At 47.7% G+C, this 17415-nt stretch carries 9 protein-coding genes; all 9 read right to left on the bottom strand.

Going from position 1 to position 17415, the window contains the following annotated elements; translation table 11 throughout:
• Window positions 1-64: 64 nt before the first annotated feature.
• Window positions 65-1930, bottom strand: a complete 1866-nt coding sequence (locus JOD82_RS23270; RefSeq protein ID WP_397376031.1) for a rhamnogalacturonan lyase — start codon at window positions 1928-1930, stop codon at window positions 65-67.
• 157 nt (window positions 1931-2087) lie between these two features.
• Window positions 2088-2645: an SLOG family protein gene (locus tag JOD82_RS23265; RefSeq protein ID WP_069012927.1), complete on the bottom strand. Its 558-nt coding sequence runs from the start codon at window positions 2643-2645 to the stop codon at window positions 2088-2090.
• A 212-nt stretch (window positions 2646-2857) separates the two neighbouring features.
• Window positions 2858-3199, bottom strand: a complete 342-nt coding sequence (locus tag JOD82_RS23260; RefSeq protein ID WP_029517576.1) for an iron-sulfur cluster biosynthesis family protein — start codon at window positions 3197-3199, stop codon at window positions 2858-2860.
• Window positions 3200-3456: 257 nt separating this feature from the next.
• Window positions 3457-7509, bottom strand: a complete 4053-nt coding sequence (locus JOD82_RS23255; protein WP_209950001.1) for an S-layer homology domain-containing protein — start codon at window positions 7507-7509, stop codon at window positions 3457-3459.
• Window positions 7506-10442: an S-layer homology domain-containing protein gene (locus JOD82_RS23250; RefSeq protein WP_209950000.1), complete on the bottom strand. Its 2937-nt coding sequence runs from the start codon at window positions 10440-10442 to the stop codon at window positions 7506-7508. The genes JOD82_RS23255 and JOD82_RS23250 overlap by 4 nt, the downstream gene beginning before the upstream one ends.
• Window positions 10443-10637: 195 nt before the next feature.
• Complete coding sequence (locus JOD82_RS23245; protein ID WP_209949999.1) at window positions 10638-12164, bottom strand: glycoside hydrolase family 30 protein; 1527 nt, start codon at window positions 12162-12164, stop codon at window positions 10638-10640.
• Between the two features lie 177 nt (window positions 12165-12341).
• Window positions 12342-15071, bottom strand: a complete 2730-nt coding sequence (locus JOD82_RS23240) for a beta-glucosidase (RefSeq protein ID WP_209949998.1) — start codon at window positions 15069-15071, stop codon at window positions 12342-12344.
• A gap of 489 nt (window positions 15072-15560) precedes the next feature.
• A complete protein-coding gene (locus JOD82_RS23235; protein WP_209949997.1) occupies window positions 15561-16544 on the bottom strand; it encodes a Gfo/Idh/MocA family protein in 984 nt (327 codons plus the stop codon).
• A gap of 200 nt (window positions 16545-16744) precedes the next feature.
• The gene (locus JOD82_RS23230; RefSeq protein ID WP_069012922.1) at window positions 16745-17239 is read right to left on the bottom strand and encodes a GNAT family N-acetyltransferase; all 495 of its coding nucleotides are present in this window, start codon (window positions 17237-17239) and stop codon (window positions 16745-16747) included.
• Between the last annotated feature and the right edge of the window lie 176 nt (window positions 17240-17415).

The raw sequence follows: 17415 nt of genomic DNA, 5'->3' as shown, positions 1-17415 counted from the left end.
TCGCTTGGAGCCCTCTCTGTTTTTGTTCATTCTATTTGTTTTCAAACCACTGTCTAACGACATATCAAGGAGTATATATATTCGGCTGCTGGGGCTTGGACATCCCTTCTCCCAGATAAAACCCGGTGTGCGGCGGCTGATTATAAGCTACGTTTTGCCAGGCAACACTCAAGCGATACACTGGATCATGCATAAGCGTGTAAAATCGATGTTCTGACTCGTATGGTGTTGTGTAGATACGCAGCGCTGAATTATCACTTTTACGCCAAATGACTTCCTCACGCCAGTCACCGAACAGATCGGCCTGCAAGGACGGCGTTCCTTTGGTTCCGTTATTGGAACTCGTTCCTGTTGCCGTAAGCAAGTTGGAAGTAGTCGAGTTCGTGTAGTTCCACTTGTCTATCTTTCCAGCGCTTGATGAGGTATGATCCAGCAGTTCACGGAGGAGATCCCCATCCCACCAGATGCCAAAATTAATGGAAGACGGTAGCGTGTTGGTGATGAGCTGTCCCTTGGCTGAACGCAACCCAATACCCGGTGCCCACTGCTCGTTCCCTTTGGTCCGCGGGTCAATGTCTGCTGACATGCCTCTTCCGGTATCCTTGCCTGTATTTACGCCCCATAAAATATTTCCATTACGCGGATCGTACATGGCAGCTCCGTAGGTGGCATTTTTGTCCTCGTTCACCTTGAACACTTCATAGCCCGAACGGTCGGGGTCTAGATCGCCAACATGAAGTGCATCACCATGTCCCATCCCGGTGTTAACCAGCTTCGCTCCGTTATCGTCTACAACCAGCGAGCCATACACAATCTCATCCTTATCATCTCCATCCACATCCGCTACACTCAAGCTGTGGTTCCCCTGTCCAGCCGTTCCGGCATTGGTGGAGCTGTTGCTGTCAAAGGTCCAGCGTCGGCTCAGGTTACCATTCCGCCAATCATATGCGACCAGAACGGTGCGAGTGTAATACCCACGTGCCATCACTATGCTGGGTCTCACGCCATCCAGATAAGCAACCCCGGCGAGAAAACGATCTACACGGTTACCATAATTATCTCCCCAGCTCGATACCGTTCCGCGTGGTGGCACATAGTCAATCGTACTAAGAGCCTTGCCTGTATCACCTGAGAACACAGTGAGAAACTCGGGACCTTTCAAAATATATCCACTCGTGTTTCGATGATCAGCCGAAGCGTCCCCGATCTTTACACCTGTACCATCTACCGTGCCGTCTGCTGTTTTACATACGATCTCTGCTTTGCCGTCTCCGTCAAAATCATAGACGAGAAATTGCGTATAGTGGGCTCCAGCCCGTATGTTCCGTCCCAGGTCGATCCGCCATTTGCGCGTTCCATCCAGTTCGTAGCCATCCAAAAATACATTTCCCGTATAACCGGATTGCGAATTATCCTTGGCATTGGAAGGGTCCCATTTTAACACAATCTCATACTCGCCATCCCCATCGAGATCCCCTACGCTGGCATCATTGGCATGGTACGTGTAGCTCACATTATCCGGAGTTGTGCCTCCCGCGGGCTGCTGGATCGGAACATCCAGATAGTTGTTGTTCCATACCTTCACCGCAGGAGAAGCGGCCTGCTCTGCTCCATTGACCACGGCACGAACGGTATACGAAGATGAGGTCGAACCTGCCTTGTCCAAAAAGTTGGTTCTCGATGGTATCGGCGCATCATTCACCTTGCTTGTCCCTCTGTACAAATTAAAGCCGACCGAATCCGCTTCTGTGCCCAGCAAGCGCCAGCTCACCAGTACACCCTCAGGCACCTTAACAGCGACGGCTCCCCGGTTCAGCTTTTCCATTTGTCTCGTAGAGGCAGCAGAGACCTGGCTATCCATCGGGGTGACCACTCCACACAACATGACACCGAGACAGAGTAACGCAGTATACCGAAACCTTTTGTTCATCTGAATCATTAGCTCCTTTCATAGTTTGTATTTTCAATAAATTTATTTTATGTGACTGATAAGTTATTGTTGTTTAAATTCTATGATAGCGCTTACATCAATGTAAAGGGACGAATACGTCCTTTTTGTTCAAAAATCCGGGCTAATGCTTTAAAAATCAGAGGTCCATGAATAATCGTTCTTCATCCGCGATGCTCTGGATATCCTCCGAGCTGATGCTGATATACTGATAGCCCTCTGCCTGTTGTTTTTTCAATGCCAGTTCCTTCATAAAACGCGGGCTGCCCTCTCCGGCATCCTCATCGTAAACAAGCAATAAACCGTCTGTTTTGCGGAAAAGAAGTTCATCCCGTGCCCTAAGTTGCCATATCCCCTGATAAGGCTGGCGGCTGACTACTCCTACATAGTCAACTTCGGCACAAATCTGCTGAAAATATTCCTTTTTGTCCTCCTTCCATTTTTCGTCCATATTTTGATAAGCCATCATAATAGAGCATTTGAGGTGGGGATATTGCTGTTTTAGTGCAGTAACGACCTCACAGGCCCACAAGTCCACCCCATATTGGCCTGGGGTAATCACCCATTCCAGCCCTTCTTCAATCAGGGGAATAAGCCTGCCTGCAATCGCCTTTTTAATATATGGAATGCCTTCGTGCTTCTGACTGAAAATATTCAGCTCATGGGCACGATAGCCCGAAACGAGCAAGTTTTTCATCTTCTCAACGTCCTTCTCCGATTATCATAAAGGTTATTGTACCACTTCAGAGCAGGCCACTAAACACTTCATTTTTTGGAGGAACGAATGGAATATAACACAAAAAAAACGAACCTCTGCCATATAGGCTAAACAAGGTTCGTCTTTTGGAAACTTGGTGTAAATCAGAATTGCTTTTTTGGTGCTTAATGAATTCCTATTACCTCCGCACATCACTCCTCGGACGAGTTCGCGCGCCGATCTTGAATTCTAACATTGCTACTAAATATACCGGCATCACTACTTAGCTTGAACGACGGGTAACTAGGGTCTGCCTCAAGCCGCATTCTGCTATCGAACTGCTGTTCCTGCTGCTGATCTACCCAAAAAGAATAAGGCTCAGACTGTACTGCTTTATCAGTTGCATTGGGCGCGGTGACAACCAAAATGACGAGTACGCCATTGCATCCACAATCCTCGGTGTCATAAAACAGCTTGAACATTCCCGGTCGTCCTGAAAGGGCCATTTCTAGCCTTTCAACGGATAAGGAATCCAATTCCAAATGTATGCTCATGAGATGAACCCTCTCCTTTGTGAGTAAAGTGTGTGGAACCGTCAGCCCCAAAAAGACTAAATTTAAACTATATGTACATTATAGTCATGTTTTTGTATATGTCTATGTGACTGCACTCACTGCTATAAATGATCTCTTTTATCATTACCTCTTTGTACATAAAAAGGTGTAACCCTCCATAGTTGATGGGTTACACCTTTTTAAGAATTCATGACCTGTCTTCAAAAAAAACAGGCGATCGCAGACAAACATACCGTTTATGGTGTATGAATGCCGACAAATTGAAAGGTCCCTTTCGGGAACGCATTCCACTCATCTGGCTGATTATAGGCAGACGATCCATAGGATATTCCTGACTTGCGGACGAACGTTCCTCCTTGTGGAGTAAACTGTTCATGTGAATTTGGATTTCCTAATACATCCACCACTTGTCCTTGGTATTTTAAAACGTATGCAACAGTGTTAAATTCGTTCGGGTTGTAGAAATCGCCCTCATCATTGAAATACCAAGCATTCGTAATATCCATGAAATCATAGAAAATAGTGTCGATGATTATATAGGGCATGGCAGGATAAACCGGATTAATCGGTAGAGTGGTAACTTTCATTTGGTTTGTTTTCTTCATCCATTGATGAAACTCCAGTGAGTAACCGTCTGCCCGATGGGAAGGATCTCCATTCCCGTTATAATACAATTGCAAAACAATTCTTCCATCCCCGCCATCCACATATTGCGAGAAATATACAGCAGGCGCTTGCTGTGGTTCCTGTTGGACCTGAAATACGACAGCTCTTCCATCCGCTCCTACCACCCATACCAGTAAAGGTTCGGGGGAAAGGGGAATGGAGGTGCCCATGAGTTCTACAGGACCGATGAATGTCGATGATGGCGTTCCTCTATATACCAGGAATTTAGATTGTCCTGGGAAATAACTGGACAGATCCACGGTTCTGTGCGGCAAGCCGTATTTAACCCCTATCGGAGTGATCCCGCCGGAAACCAGTTCGGCATTGCGTGTATTCAACGTGTATTGCACAGAACCTCCCCGACCATCCGTGGCTGTAATGGTAACAGCGGCAAGACCGCTACCTGTTCCAGAAGCCACCGTTAAGATACTGCCATTAATTGATGCACTCACCAATGTCGGATCACTGGAGCTGACCGTAAACTGAAGCACATCTCCATCCTCATCGCTGAACAGCTGTTGCAAATCATAATCTCTTTGCTGTGTAACTCCGGGAGTCAATACCTGCTCGTTTATAGCCGCTACGACTTGAGGAGCTTGATTTAGCTGAGGCATGCTGACGGTAACCGGGAACGTCGCTCCCTCTGCACGTCCGTACTGATCATACACACTGAGTGTTACACTCGTGGTCCCTACACTTACTGGGTTTAACTGTAGTTTCTGACCATTCATATGGGCCGTAGCAATTCCTGGATCATACGTGTCTGCTGTCACTGACAGGGATGCTAGATCCCAGTTCAATAAGAACGGTGAGAGATCCAGTTCTGATGCAGCATCTCCCAATTGAAGCAACTGCTCAGGGATCGCTGTAATAACCGCATTTTCCAATAGATGAACCTGTAGGTCTGCGCTAATCTCTCCGCCTCTATCGTCTTTAGCCGTGATGGTAATCACGGTATTGCCGCTAGTCAACCCATGAATAACAAGCTGATCATTTTGAACTGTAGCATCTGCCACGGCTGGATCAGACGCACTGATCTCATAACGAATCGGGTCATGGTCCGGGTCAGCAAAGATGGTGGACAGATCCACAGTTCCGTCAGCCTTGCCTAAAATCAGATGTACAGCGTCTGGTGCACGGGTTACTACCGGGCTACTGTTAGGTATGGGCAAAACCGTTACAATCAAGGTAACTGTATCTGTTCCACCCTTGCTGTCATCTGCCGTCAAGGTAATACTTACACTCCCCGCTTGCAGCGACTGCAAAGAAAGCTGAGCTCTCATTATGGTAGTCTGCACGATGGAAGCATCCGAACTGATCGCTGTGAACACCAGTGGGTCGCCATCTGCATCCGTAAATATTGTTGAAAGATCCAGTGTCATATCCGGCTGGCCCAATGTGACGGTTAACGGCTGAGGGGCTTGTCCATGTGGAGCATGGTTAGGAGCGCCCTGAACCGTTAGCTTGAAATCAATCTGCTTTTGGCCTGTGCTGCCATCCTCTCCTTGCTGTCCGTCATTGGCAGTGACATGAACGCTCGTACTGCCCGCTCGAAGCGGACTCAGACGCAATTCATCCTCCGCAAGCACCACCGACGCTACAGCAGGATCATCAACTGTAACCTGATACGTTAAGCTTGCATTTTCCGGGTCCTGAACATAATCATTCAAATGCAGTACCGAGTCCGATTGTCCCACAGTAAGCGCCTGATCTGGTATACCTGCAGATACTGGCTGGCCATTCACGGTGATTTTGAAGGTAGACGACACCCTTTTTCCCCGTCCATCATTAGCCGATACACTGATGGATGCTTTTCCGACACTGACTGGCGTAAGCTTTAATGTATTGCCCGATACGGACGCCCGTACGATGCCGGATTGAAGAGAAGCTGCCGAAAAGGTTAAGGTATCCCCATCAGGATCGGTAAAGAATTGGCGTAAATCGTACAACTGTTCACCAGCGCCTTCTGTGACTACACGCTCTACTGAAGCATTCACGACTTCCGGTGAACGGTTAGCGCTGCTGGATGAACCAGATGAGCTTCCAGAAGATGAGGACGTACCTGTTACACTTGCCGCAGCTAGACCCGTAACAGCGTTGGAAGCTACTCCGGTACCCAGTGTGACCGCAGAAACCTGTACATTTCCACTCACATTTACCTTAGCTGCCGGGTTGCTGACTTGAATATTTTCAATACTGCCTGTCGTTTTCAATTCCAAGGCACCCGTCCCTGTGACAGTCAGCTGTTGGATTGTACTATTACCTGTCATCTCGACGGACTGGCTGCCATTTACCTGAACGGTCTGAACCGTTCCCTGAAGATTGACTTTGTTCGCCCCTTCATTAACATTCAGCTGCGGCAAGGAAGCATTCGCGCTAACCTCAATGCTTGCGCTGGATTGGACGTTCATGATCGTCGCGCTTGCGGTACCACTAAGTACAACGTGAACTTCTGGCTTTGTGACATCCATTTGCGTCAACGTTGAGCTATCAAATACAACTGTATTGTTATCTCCGCCATTAATATGGGTCTGTCCCTGCACCTGTACATCCTGTGCATAAAAATCCTGCTGTACCCGGGCATCCACCGTTAACTGCTGTTCCACATTCAAGTGCAGTACGGATGTAAAATCACCAGCGATCACCAAATCTCCGTTTAGCGTGGAGCCGTGTCCGTTCAGCACAATGTTGCCACTGAACTCCGCTTCGCCGTCACGAGCCGAAGTCCCGCTGCTGCGAAGCTCCAACCAAGTCACCTTGTCCACCGTCCGGCCTGTGGCATGGAAACGAATGCCCGCGTTGCGCAGCGCGGTCTGATTATCCGCGTGAAAAATGCCGCGCAGCGGCTCTGCCACGTCATACGCGATGCCATTGATCCGTATCTGCTTGCCGTCCATTTCCTCGAGCTGCGAAGCACGCTCCTGTGGAAACAAAGCAGATACGAGTAGGCTGGCCGCATCTACGCGGCTTACCGAGTCTTTGGCGTGTAGATTTCCGCCAAATTCACTCATCAGCCCGTTATTCAGCGCCGCCCGAATCATCGGGGCCGCCCACGGGCTGGCGTCCTTCCACGCCGTCGGCAGCGTCTGTGCCGACGGCGAGTCGGTTGTGCTAGCGGGCGTGCCCGCAGACGTCCCCGTCCCAGCGGACCTGACCAACAGCGCGACCAGTTCCTGGGCGCTGATCAGGTCATTCGGACGGAAGCGTCCGTTGGCGTCGCCCTGCATCAGCCCGGCCTTACGGGCTGCCTCTATAGCCGGGCGCCCCCAACTATCGGCGGGCACGTCCGTGAAGGAGGCAGCGCCGTCCAGGTTGCCCGTCGGAAGCTGCAACGCTTTGACCAGCAGTGCGGCTAGCTCCTGACGTGTGAGCTTCTGCCCAGGTCGGAGCGTTCCGGCGGGGTCGCCTTGGATAATCCCGAGTTCACGGGCTTTTTGCAGTTGTTCCAATTGCTGTGTTGTAAGCTGCTGTACGTCCGTCCAGGTGGCAGTATTGTTCCCTGTCGGCCCATTGGCTACGGAAGCCGCATCTATCACGGTAGCTTGCTCTGCTCCGGCAGGAAGCGAGGGGCTCAGCAGTAGCAATGCAGCTGCCAGCTGAGCGGTTAACTTCTTATTTTTCATGGTGTCATTCTCTCCCTACCGATAAAGTCACCTAAATTAACAGGGGAGTTCGTCCCCTCAACATTCCATTCGCCAGCTTGATATGGATCTGTATTACCAATGACCGTACCACTGTTCCGTCCCAAGGCCTGCCCTTGACCAATAACTGCCATATCAATGAGCACGTTGTTGTAGTACAGCTTAAGCGTAACGGGTTCCGAATTGTTATGTTGTAACTGCAGGAAGGTATAATACCAATCTTCCGATCCGAACGAACTCAAATCATTCGCAATTACAAAGGTTTGCCCAGGCATAATGACATCTCCGTCATTGGCATTTATGATAATCGGGTCTGGTTGGTCGGATCGCTCAATCCAGATTTTATTTTTCTCCAACGGTCTGTTGGTCGGATTGTACAATTCAATCGCCTGGTCCAGATAATCCGGTTCGCCTTGCCACACGACTTCGGAAATGAACAAATCTCTTTTCTCAACAATCACTGGAATCGTAAAAGATGTCGTTTCACCACGATTATCATTTGCTGTCATCGTAAGGAACGTCACACCATTACGCAACGGTTGTATGAAAAGTGTATTCCCTTCTACCTGCCCCCCTGCCACCAATGGATCAGAAGACACCACAGTATAGGTCAACATGTCGCCATCCTCATCAGAGAACATATCATTCAGCTGCAATATTTGCTGACCATCTCCCGGGTCCAAATATTGAGGTTCAGGCACACGGGTCACTACCGGACGATGATTTACGGGTTGAGGAGCTTCAACTTGGAGCATAAATGAAGTGAAAGAAACGCCCCCACGGCCATCATTCGCCGAAATCTCAATCATCGTAATACCAGCGTTATGCAGTGCTACAAATGAATCTTCTCCATTCTCCACCACACTGCCTACTTGGGGATTGGAGGAAGTGAGGGTATACGTCAAGGTGTCGCCATCCTGGTCCATAAATAACGAACCTGGATACAGCATCAGCTTGTCCTGTAACACATTAGTAACTACGATAGGTAAATGAGGCAAAGCCACAGGTATGTGATTCTCAGGCTGCGGATCAGGCAAAGGCGCATTCACCATAGCAGCAAACTGAAGCGAGGCTGTGCCTCCCTTGCCGTCATGGGCTGTTATCGTCATTAGACTAGTGCCGGCTTGAAGCGGCGTAAGTATAAGCTGATCGCCTGTAACTTCTCCTGTGGCCACCTCTGGCGAAGCCGATTCCACCGTGTAGGTCAGTGCATCGCCATCCTCGTCATTAAACAAGTCAGACAGACTAATCTGCTTGCCACCTTCATTTAAGAGCAAAGGAATGTCATTTAGGCTGTTGCTCGCGACAGGACTGTGATTAATGTCCTCCTCATAAGTAGAGCTGGTCACTGTATAGTTGAAAAACACGCTCGCTTTGCCGCCCTTTCCATCCTCTGCCGTAACAAATACCTGTGTGCTTCCTACTGATTTAGGTTTTAAAGTAAGCTGTTTATTTGCCACTTCTGCTTCTGCTACATATACATCCGAAGTGACCGCATGATACGACAACTCATCCTGATCGGCATCGTAAAACACATTTTTCAAATCCACCAGCGTATCTCCGGAACCCATAATGGCATATTGATCGGAAGGAACTATAGCTGAGACAGGTACATGATTAGGTGTTGGTATTGGTGTTGGCGTTGGATTCGTTGTAGAACTGCCACCGCCACCACCGGATGAACTTTTTTTAGTGCTTGTTGAGGATGTATCCGAAGATGCATCCAACGTGGTATCACGTATAATTTGAGTCTCTGTTCCCCGCTCCGCAAGACGGGTCTGTACAGTCTGTATCCCATTGGCAAGACGTACCTGTGTATCGGCAAAATTCAGTTTAAGCTGCTGCCATACACCACTTCCCTGGATCTGAATAGGCTCATGCGTATCTACGATCATTTCGTTTACGTCTGCATGAATCTCTACATTTTTGGCGCCCTGCATCAAGGTTACCTGAGGTAACGTAGCTCCTTGAATTCGCACAAAATCCGCTGCAATAGCTAACTTGCCTTTAAATTCTGACCCTTTGCTATATAAAGTCACCGGATGTTGGGCCGTACCACTTTGCACAATTTGAAGCGCCGACAGATCAGCTACGTTTCGGTTCGATGCCTGATAGGTCAGGGTAGCCCCTTGAAGCGCCGGCACATTGTCCGCTCCGAACAGTTGCTTCAATTGCTGGCCGATCAAATAGGGCTTTCCATCCATATAAGCGATATCCCCGTCGATACGAGAAAGGATTCCCGTCCGTTCACCCGATTGGAACACATTCACCAGAAAGGCTGCGATATCTTGACGTTTTACCTGTACTTTAGAGTCAAACCGATTATCCGGCGTATCCATTAACCCCAGTTTGAGAGCTGCTTCTACGTTGTTTTTGGCCCATGAACTCACCTGATCCCCATCAGAAATGTCTTGAACATCTCCGCCTTGAACATGGGTTCCTCCAATCGCTCTCACCAGAATTGCTGCCAATTCCTCACGGCTCACCGCAGCATTCGGGCGGAAAGCACCTGATTCATCTCCGGTCATTAGACCTGCCGCACGCACAGCTTCTATATAAGAAGCGGCCCAACTCCCCTGCGTATCCTTAAAAGTTACTGCTTGCTCCGTAGCGTCAAGCTTAAGTGCATTAGCCAGCAAAGCTGCCATTTCCTTGCGCGTTAACGGTTGATCTGGGCGGAAGGAACCATCTGGATAACCCGTGATTAGTCCTTGCTTCACAGCCTCCTGCACCGCCTGTAATGCCTGGGATGACATAGTGGATTGATCTGTAAAAGAGACTGTACTGGTTTTAGTCACAATCGCAGACGTCTCCCCTTTCGTTTCCGCATGAACAAGCTGGGGCCCCCATGCCATACCTGCCAGCAACGTCACCATCAGCACTTTTTGCCATTCTTTATTTGTTTCTTGATTCATCAGACTCTCCCCCGTAAACGGTTCATTCTTGTTATTAGTGAAAAGATCTTATCATCCGCCTCTGAACCAATTCTGAACAATATTAAAATTTTATTTTTTTCGCAGTCTGGATTTTGTAGCAAATGAAAAAAGAGCGCTCAGCCAGATGGGCTAAGCGCTCTAAAACTTCTATAAAACGTTGATGTACAGACCGTGTCAGAAAGCCGTAGGATTCCATTGAAAGGTAGCCGCGGACTTGGATGGAAGGGTAGATTTGAAAACCTTATTTCCCTGCCGAACCTTAAATGTCTTTGTGTTCTCTCCTGTATTGGCGGCAATCAGGACAAGCGTACCGTCCGGATTGCAGTAGGCGACCGTTTCGATACTTCCACTATAATGTGTAGAATCAATACGTACCGCACCTGGACGGACAAATTTGCTGGCGTGCCCAATCGCATAGTACTCCACATTTTTCGTAACTGCACCGCTTAACGGGTCGATGGTCACTACACCTCTACAGTTGGTGCACCCCCCATTGGTCGGCCCCCCGGACGGGTCAAGTGCGATATTCCAAAAGAGGACATTTTGCGACCAGTTTCGGGGTGCACCAATGATCAGCTTGGACATATCCCAGCTCAAATCATCTCCAAAGCCCGGACTCCACGCTCCCCCACTACATTCTGTCATATATACAGGCTTATCTGGAAAAGCATGATGCACATCTTTCATCGCCGTAGGTTCTCCTTTGTAGCAATGAAAGGCTGTTCCATGCGTATAGTTTCGAGCTTGTTCATCTCCTAACACGGTCTTGGCATATTCACTCCCTGTATCCCAGTTATGGTCAAAGGCAATAATCTGAGTAGATAAATGGTTTCGATTTAGGGTTGGGCCCAGATATTGTTTAATAAAATTCGCCTGTTCTGCTGCCCCCATACTCATGCTGGGATACTTGGACGTCGTGAATTCTGGCTCATTTTGAATGGAAATCGCCTGAATCGGAATCCCTTCGTTCGCATAAGCCTGTAGGTAACGAACAAAATAGTTAGCATAAGCCTGGTAGATGCGCGGATCGGTATAGTCCAAATACCAGCCGTTATAAATCTGCTCCCCATATTTCATCCAGGGTGGAGCTGTCCACGGGGTCCCCATAATCTTTAAATCCTGGTTTCTTCTCAAGATTTGCTTCAGCACGTCGATTACATCCCGATCCTTAGCGATGGAGAAATGATTCAGCTCATAGTCCTTGCCTGTTGCCACATCGTCATAGGTATAGCTGCCAGGCTGCCCCTGTTCATCTACGGAATAATCCGATGCTCCAATGGTATGGCGAATATAACTGAGTTGAATGCCACTGGCTGTAAACAAATCATTTAGCAGCTGATCACGCTGATTGGCAGACATGCCATGATTCATCAGGTAAGCGGACGAACCGGACACCGCTGCGCCAAACCCTTCCATCGTCTGGTAACGAATATCTGGCTTAATCTCAATCGTCAGTGTATCCGCATTCGCAGCCTTTTCTTTACTGCTATCCTTATCATTCTTATCCCAACGGATCGGGGCTTGTTGGGTTAGACGATTCGCCGGATCGGGTGTTGTTAGCCACATGTTGACATTATTTTCTGCTTTCGGCCCCGAAACATTCCGTATAGCCATACTGGCCAGGACCGCACAGATCAAAATGGCTACTACAGCTATAAGCAGCCAGATGTCAGTACGTCGTTGCTTTTGGAGTTTCTTCATCTAATATCCTCCTCTCCCCATCACTAGCCTGTCCCCACTCTCTCTACTATTTCAGCTTTCACTTGGGTTTCCCTTTGCATACCTGTTAGACGTTTACATACCGATAGCAAAAAGAGAGCCGGTGCTTGTGCCCGTGCTCTCTTGAATATAACCATTTTAAAACAAATGTAACGGGATTTACTTTTTTGCCTTTGCTGTAGAGGTAGCCGGAATCGTAACACTTCCTGTCAGTCGTAAATCCTGTGAGGAGCTACCCACATACATGGGCACTTCACCCGCCGGCATAACCCATGCTTTGGACTTTTCATCCCAATAAGAGAAAGCTTTCGGGTCGAGCTCAATGCGAACCTTCTTCTCTTGACCCGGCTTTAATTCTACCTTGGACCAGCCTGCCAGTTGACGGGATGGAGTCTCTACGTTTGTCGGAAGCTTACCGCTGTACACCTGTACAACCTCAGCTCCGGCTGTTTTGCCGGTGTTCTTCAATTTGAGCGAAACTTCGACGGAACTCATGCGATCGGATTCTTTTCCACTCGCATGCTGTTTGGTTTTCAGATCGCTATATCCGAATGTTGTATAGGATAAACCGTGTCCAAAGGAGAACGCCGGTTGAATACCCGATTTCTCATACCCACGATAGCCTACAAAAATACCATCTGAATAGTCACCTATACCGTTCACACCCGGAAACTTCTCTGGTGAGGATACAGGTGTAGACTGCTCGTTAACCGGGAAGGTTACCGGCAACTTGCCCGAAGGATTTACATCTCCAAATAAGACGCGCGCTATAGCATTCCCTTGCTCTTGTCCAGCAAACCATGCTTGTACGATGGAAGGGACTTTGTCCTGCCATGTATCCATTTGCACGGCTCTGCCGCTCATTTGTACGACAATGGTTTTCGGATTTACAGCCGCAACCGCACGGATCAGCCGATCCTGATTATTCGGGAGCTCCATATCGGAACGCTCAACATATCCCTCACTCTCATACGTGCGCGTAACAACAATCGCAACATCCGATTTTTTCGCCAATTTCACAGCGTTGTCAATCAGCTTATCTGACGTATCTGCCGGAGGTTCCCAGCCCAGACGAACCATACCACCGGAATCCCGACCATTGGTCGGATAATCAGCGCGGTATTCAATACGTATCTTGTGCTTTTCACCCGCTTTAAGGGAGATGTTTTTCTTCGTAGTGCCCAGCTTTTCACCTTGATTGTCCACGAAAAGCTTATCGTCGAGATACAGCTTGCTTGATCCCAAACTGGTTAATGACAATGCATAGTCACCATCCTTGGGAGCTGCAATTGCCCCTGTCCAGCGTGCAGATATCAAGCCGTTCAGTGTCGTTGGTGTATTTGGAACTTTAGGGGACTTCGCATTGAAGCCCTGATAATTATAAAATCCAAGGTTCATATTGACTTGGTCATCATTGCGTACAAGAATCGGATTGCCTTCCATCTTGTTATTCTTCCAGTATTCGCCTCGAAGTCCCTGTTCGCCATCTCCATAAGTCGCATATCCAACACTGATATCCTCTTTCTCATCAGATGTAGTCAACAGTGAAGACGGAACAGCAGATGGCCCTGGCATAATGTCTCCTGCAGAGATCGGGTCTGTGCCCGGTGCATATTGGACGGTAACTCCTTTGCCGACACGATTGCGGATGCCCTCTAACGGACTCACGGTATACGTCGGATTCACCAGCGAACTGCCTCCGCCTGCCACAGTGCCGTTATCTGCATCGGGGCCAATCACAGCAATAGACTTGAGTTTATCTTTAGACAATGGCAATGCATTGTTTTTATTTTGAAGCAGTACCATACTTTCCTCAGCCAATTGACGGGCTGTCTTGCCATGGTCATGGGCATCAATTTGGTTATTTTGAGCCGGGTGATCAAATAAACCTTTGCTGAACATTTGCACCAGAATGCGCCCAGCCTTATCATCAATCGTTTTTTCACTTACCTTACCATTCTTGACAGCAGCCAGCAGCTGATCTCCCCATTTTCCATAAGGAGTCCCCGGTGTTTCCAGATCCAAGCCACTATTTGCCGATTCGACTGTACTCAGGTTCGCGCCGTAATCACTCATCACGAAGCCCTTGAATTGCATTTCCTTTTTCAAGAGATCTGTCATGATGGTCTTGTTCTCACATGCCGATTCGCCATTGACCTTGTTAAAGGAGCACATAGCTCCGCCCAAGTCTGCCTTGGCAATAGCCTCCTGAAACGGACGTATGTAAATTTCATGCAGCGCACGGTCACTGACTTTGACATTTGTTGTGAAACGCTCTGTCTCCTGATTATTCATAAGGTAATGTTTGGCAGTCGCCAGAACAGGATGACTTTGTATACCTTTGACATAAGCGGTCGCCATTTGAGATTGCAGCAGCGGGTCCTCGCCCATAGATTCAAAGTTTCGCGATCCCCATGGAATTCGGGCAATATCCATCCCGGGTCCAAGCACCACATTATGAGTTGTATTAAAAGCCTCGTCTCCGAGCAAATCCCCATACTGTTTGGCAGCTTGGATATCCCACGTTGCAGCCAGCGCAATTGGAGCAGGCAACGCAGTCGATTGCTTGTCCTGCACATCCGGATTAGCGATACGTACACCTGCAGGTCCATCTGCCATCGTCAGCGCCGGAATGCCCAACCGCTCCATCGAATTATTATAGAATCCATAGTAATTGTTGACCTTGCCAGTCACCAAATCTATTTTTTCTTCCAGCGTCATTTCCTGTAGCAGCAGCGCTGTCCGTTTCTCAGCCGACAGGCTCGTGTTCATCCAAGGCCGATCTGTCCGGCTTCCTGCCGCTCCTGCAATATTCATAGGTCCGATCACGACAGCCGCGATCACTGTCATCATCACCATACGGAACAACCATGTTGATTTCACTTTCACGTTTGTAATTCCTCCTTGATGTTAGGTCATGAGGTGAATGCCTATTCAACGCTCACAGGCTTGCAAAGGCTCTCGATCCTGCGAGCTCCGACAAGAATCCAGAGCCACGGGATAAGCAAGCAAGTCAGCAAAAGCCGCATTGGCTCAAGTGACACGTTTACCACCCTACCGCACATTTTCGGAAATTTCATTGAAAGTTTTTGGAAATTCAATACTAGGACCTTCATTCTTTTTCATAAAAAGAGAGCGTTCACAATTCAGTTAACCGATGAATAAATTACACTTTTGTAACTTTTTAATGACGGTTTTTTAACTAATTTAAATCACAAAAAATGATTCATATGTCCCACTCTTGACTTACTCATATGGCGTTACCTAGCGTGCGACCAAAGTCGCTATTTGGGAATTGGAAAGACTTATGTATACAAAAATAACGCTCACAAACAAAAAAATTCCAGAGAACCTGAAAGGTCCCTGGAATGAATATGATTATTCAAACGGATACCGAAGTCCCCACTGTGAACGAATCTGATCCATCAGTTTCATAATTCCTAATGATTCATCTAAAGAAATAGTAGAACTTTCGAGCAAATCTTCGTTCAAGCAACGCCCGACTTCTTCTGCTTCAAAGGCATAGCCTGTAGAGGATCGGTCATCCTGAAAGTGTTGTGCCTCTTCACCGTCCACAACTAAAGTAGCCGATGTGCTGTTTAGGAATGACGGAATGTGAATATAGCCCTTGGTTCCATGGATGTATGCCTCATTCGTCAATCCGAGACGGACTGCCCCGTTAAGCATAGCCGTGCGTCCTTGCCCATAATCCAGCAAGATCGAAAATGTCTCGTCAACGCCTGTCTCCCCGATATGAGCAGTGCTCCATACATGCTCAGGTTCAGGACCGAAGACCATTGAAGCAAAAGAAACCGGATAAATCCCTGCATCTAACAGAGCACCTCCGCCCAGCTCAAGGTTCAAAAGCCGGCCCTCCGGGTTCCAATCTACCCGAAAACCAAATTCTGCCTTAACCAGCTTTACCTCGCCAATGTGTCCCGCATGTATCCACTCCTGCACTTGGCGAATCGGAGGCAAAAAACGTGTCCACATTGCTTCCATCAGGAATAGCTTACGCTCACGTGCAAAGCCGATTAGTTCCTCCAATTCTTTACTATTGACGGTGAAGGGTTTCTCACACAAGACCGCTTTGCCCGCCCGAAGAGCCGTCAGAACATTTTCTTTATGAAAAGGATGAGGAGTCCCTACGTAAATAGCATCTACCTCGGGATCTTGTGCTAATTCCTCATAGCTCCCGTAAGCTCGTGATATTTGATGCTTAGCTGCAAATTCGGTAGCGCTTTCAATAGTACGTGATCCAACGGCATACCCTTCTCCATTCGTAACATGCGCCAAATCCGCCACAAATTGATCTGAGATCCAGCCTGTGCCGACAATTCCCCATTTAATCTTTTTGCTCATACTTGTGTCCCTCCCAGCAATTTGGTTAACGTTGACTTACAACATACCCTTTTATTCTAGCAAACGCCTGTCCTAAACAAAAGAAATTCCTGCTCAGCGATAGTTTATATTGCGGCTTGGCAGCAAGACGACACGGCGGCCACTAAGTCACACATTTTGAACTGGAATTTCCCTCAGCATTGTTTTGGTTCAGGATCATTTTATTGAATAATGTATCTGTAAAACTTTTTATCCACTTTCATGACTGGAAAACTAATCGGCAATTCTCCTGGATCTACACTAACAAATCCATTCTTCTCATAAAATCGATGAGCTGCTACGAATTGTGGTGTTGTTCCAAGATAGATTTCTTCAATAGACCTTTCCTTAGCCCATCCTATGGCATGATGCAATAATTGATTCGAAACATTGAATGTTTTACCTCTATAATTTTGTTTTACAAACATCTTTCTGAGTGCTGCCTTACGGTCCCCAATATCTAACAAAGCTACAGTCCCCACTACGGTTCCTTCACGAAGAGCCACCCAGAAGTTGCCGTTACCACGCTGATAAAAGTTTTCAATATCAAGCAAATCTGGCTGATCCTCTTTGGTTATGGCGATATTATATTCATCTTTTTGAATATGTAAAATTAAATCGACAACTTGTGATTGATACTCAGTTGAGTACTCTTTTAGAAAGATACTTTTAAACATCGTTATGTTCTCCTATGATCGTCAATTGTTATACTGTTAGATTTCCATCAAACCACAGAACCTAAAATATTACCCATATCTCCTTATTCGTGCTTGATAAACGCTCAATATTAAATAACTCAACCTCCGCAACTAAACTAAGTTTCCACCTACACAGTCGAGGATTTGAAACCATT

Source organism: Paenibacillus sp. 1182 (assembly GCF_017833915.1).
In the GTDB taxonomy this organism is placed as follows: Bacteria; Bacillota; Bacilli; order Paenibacillales; family Paenibacillaceae; genus Paenibacillus; species Paenibacillus polymyxa_D.
Note: the sequence above shows the minus strand (reverse complement) of the source record. Positions and strands in the feature narration are given on the sequence as shown.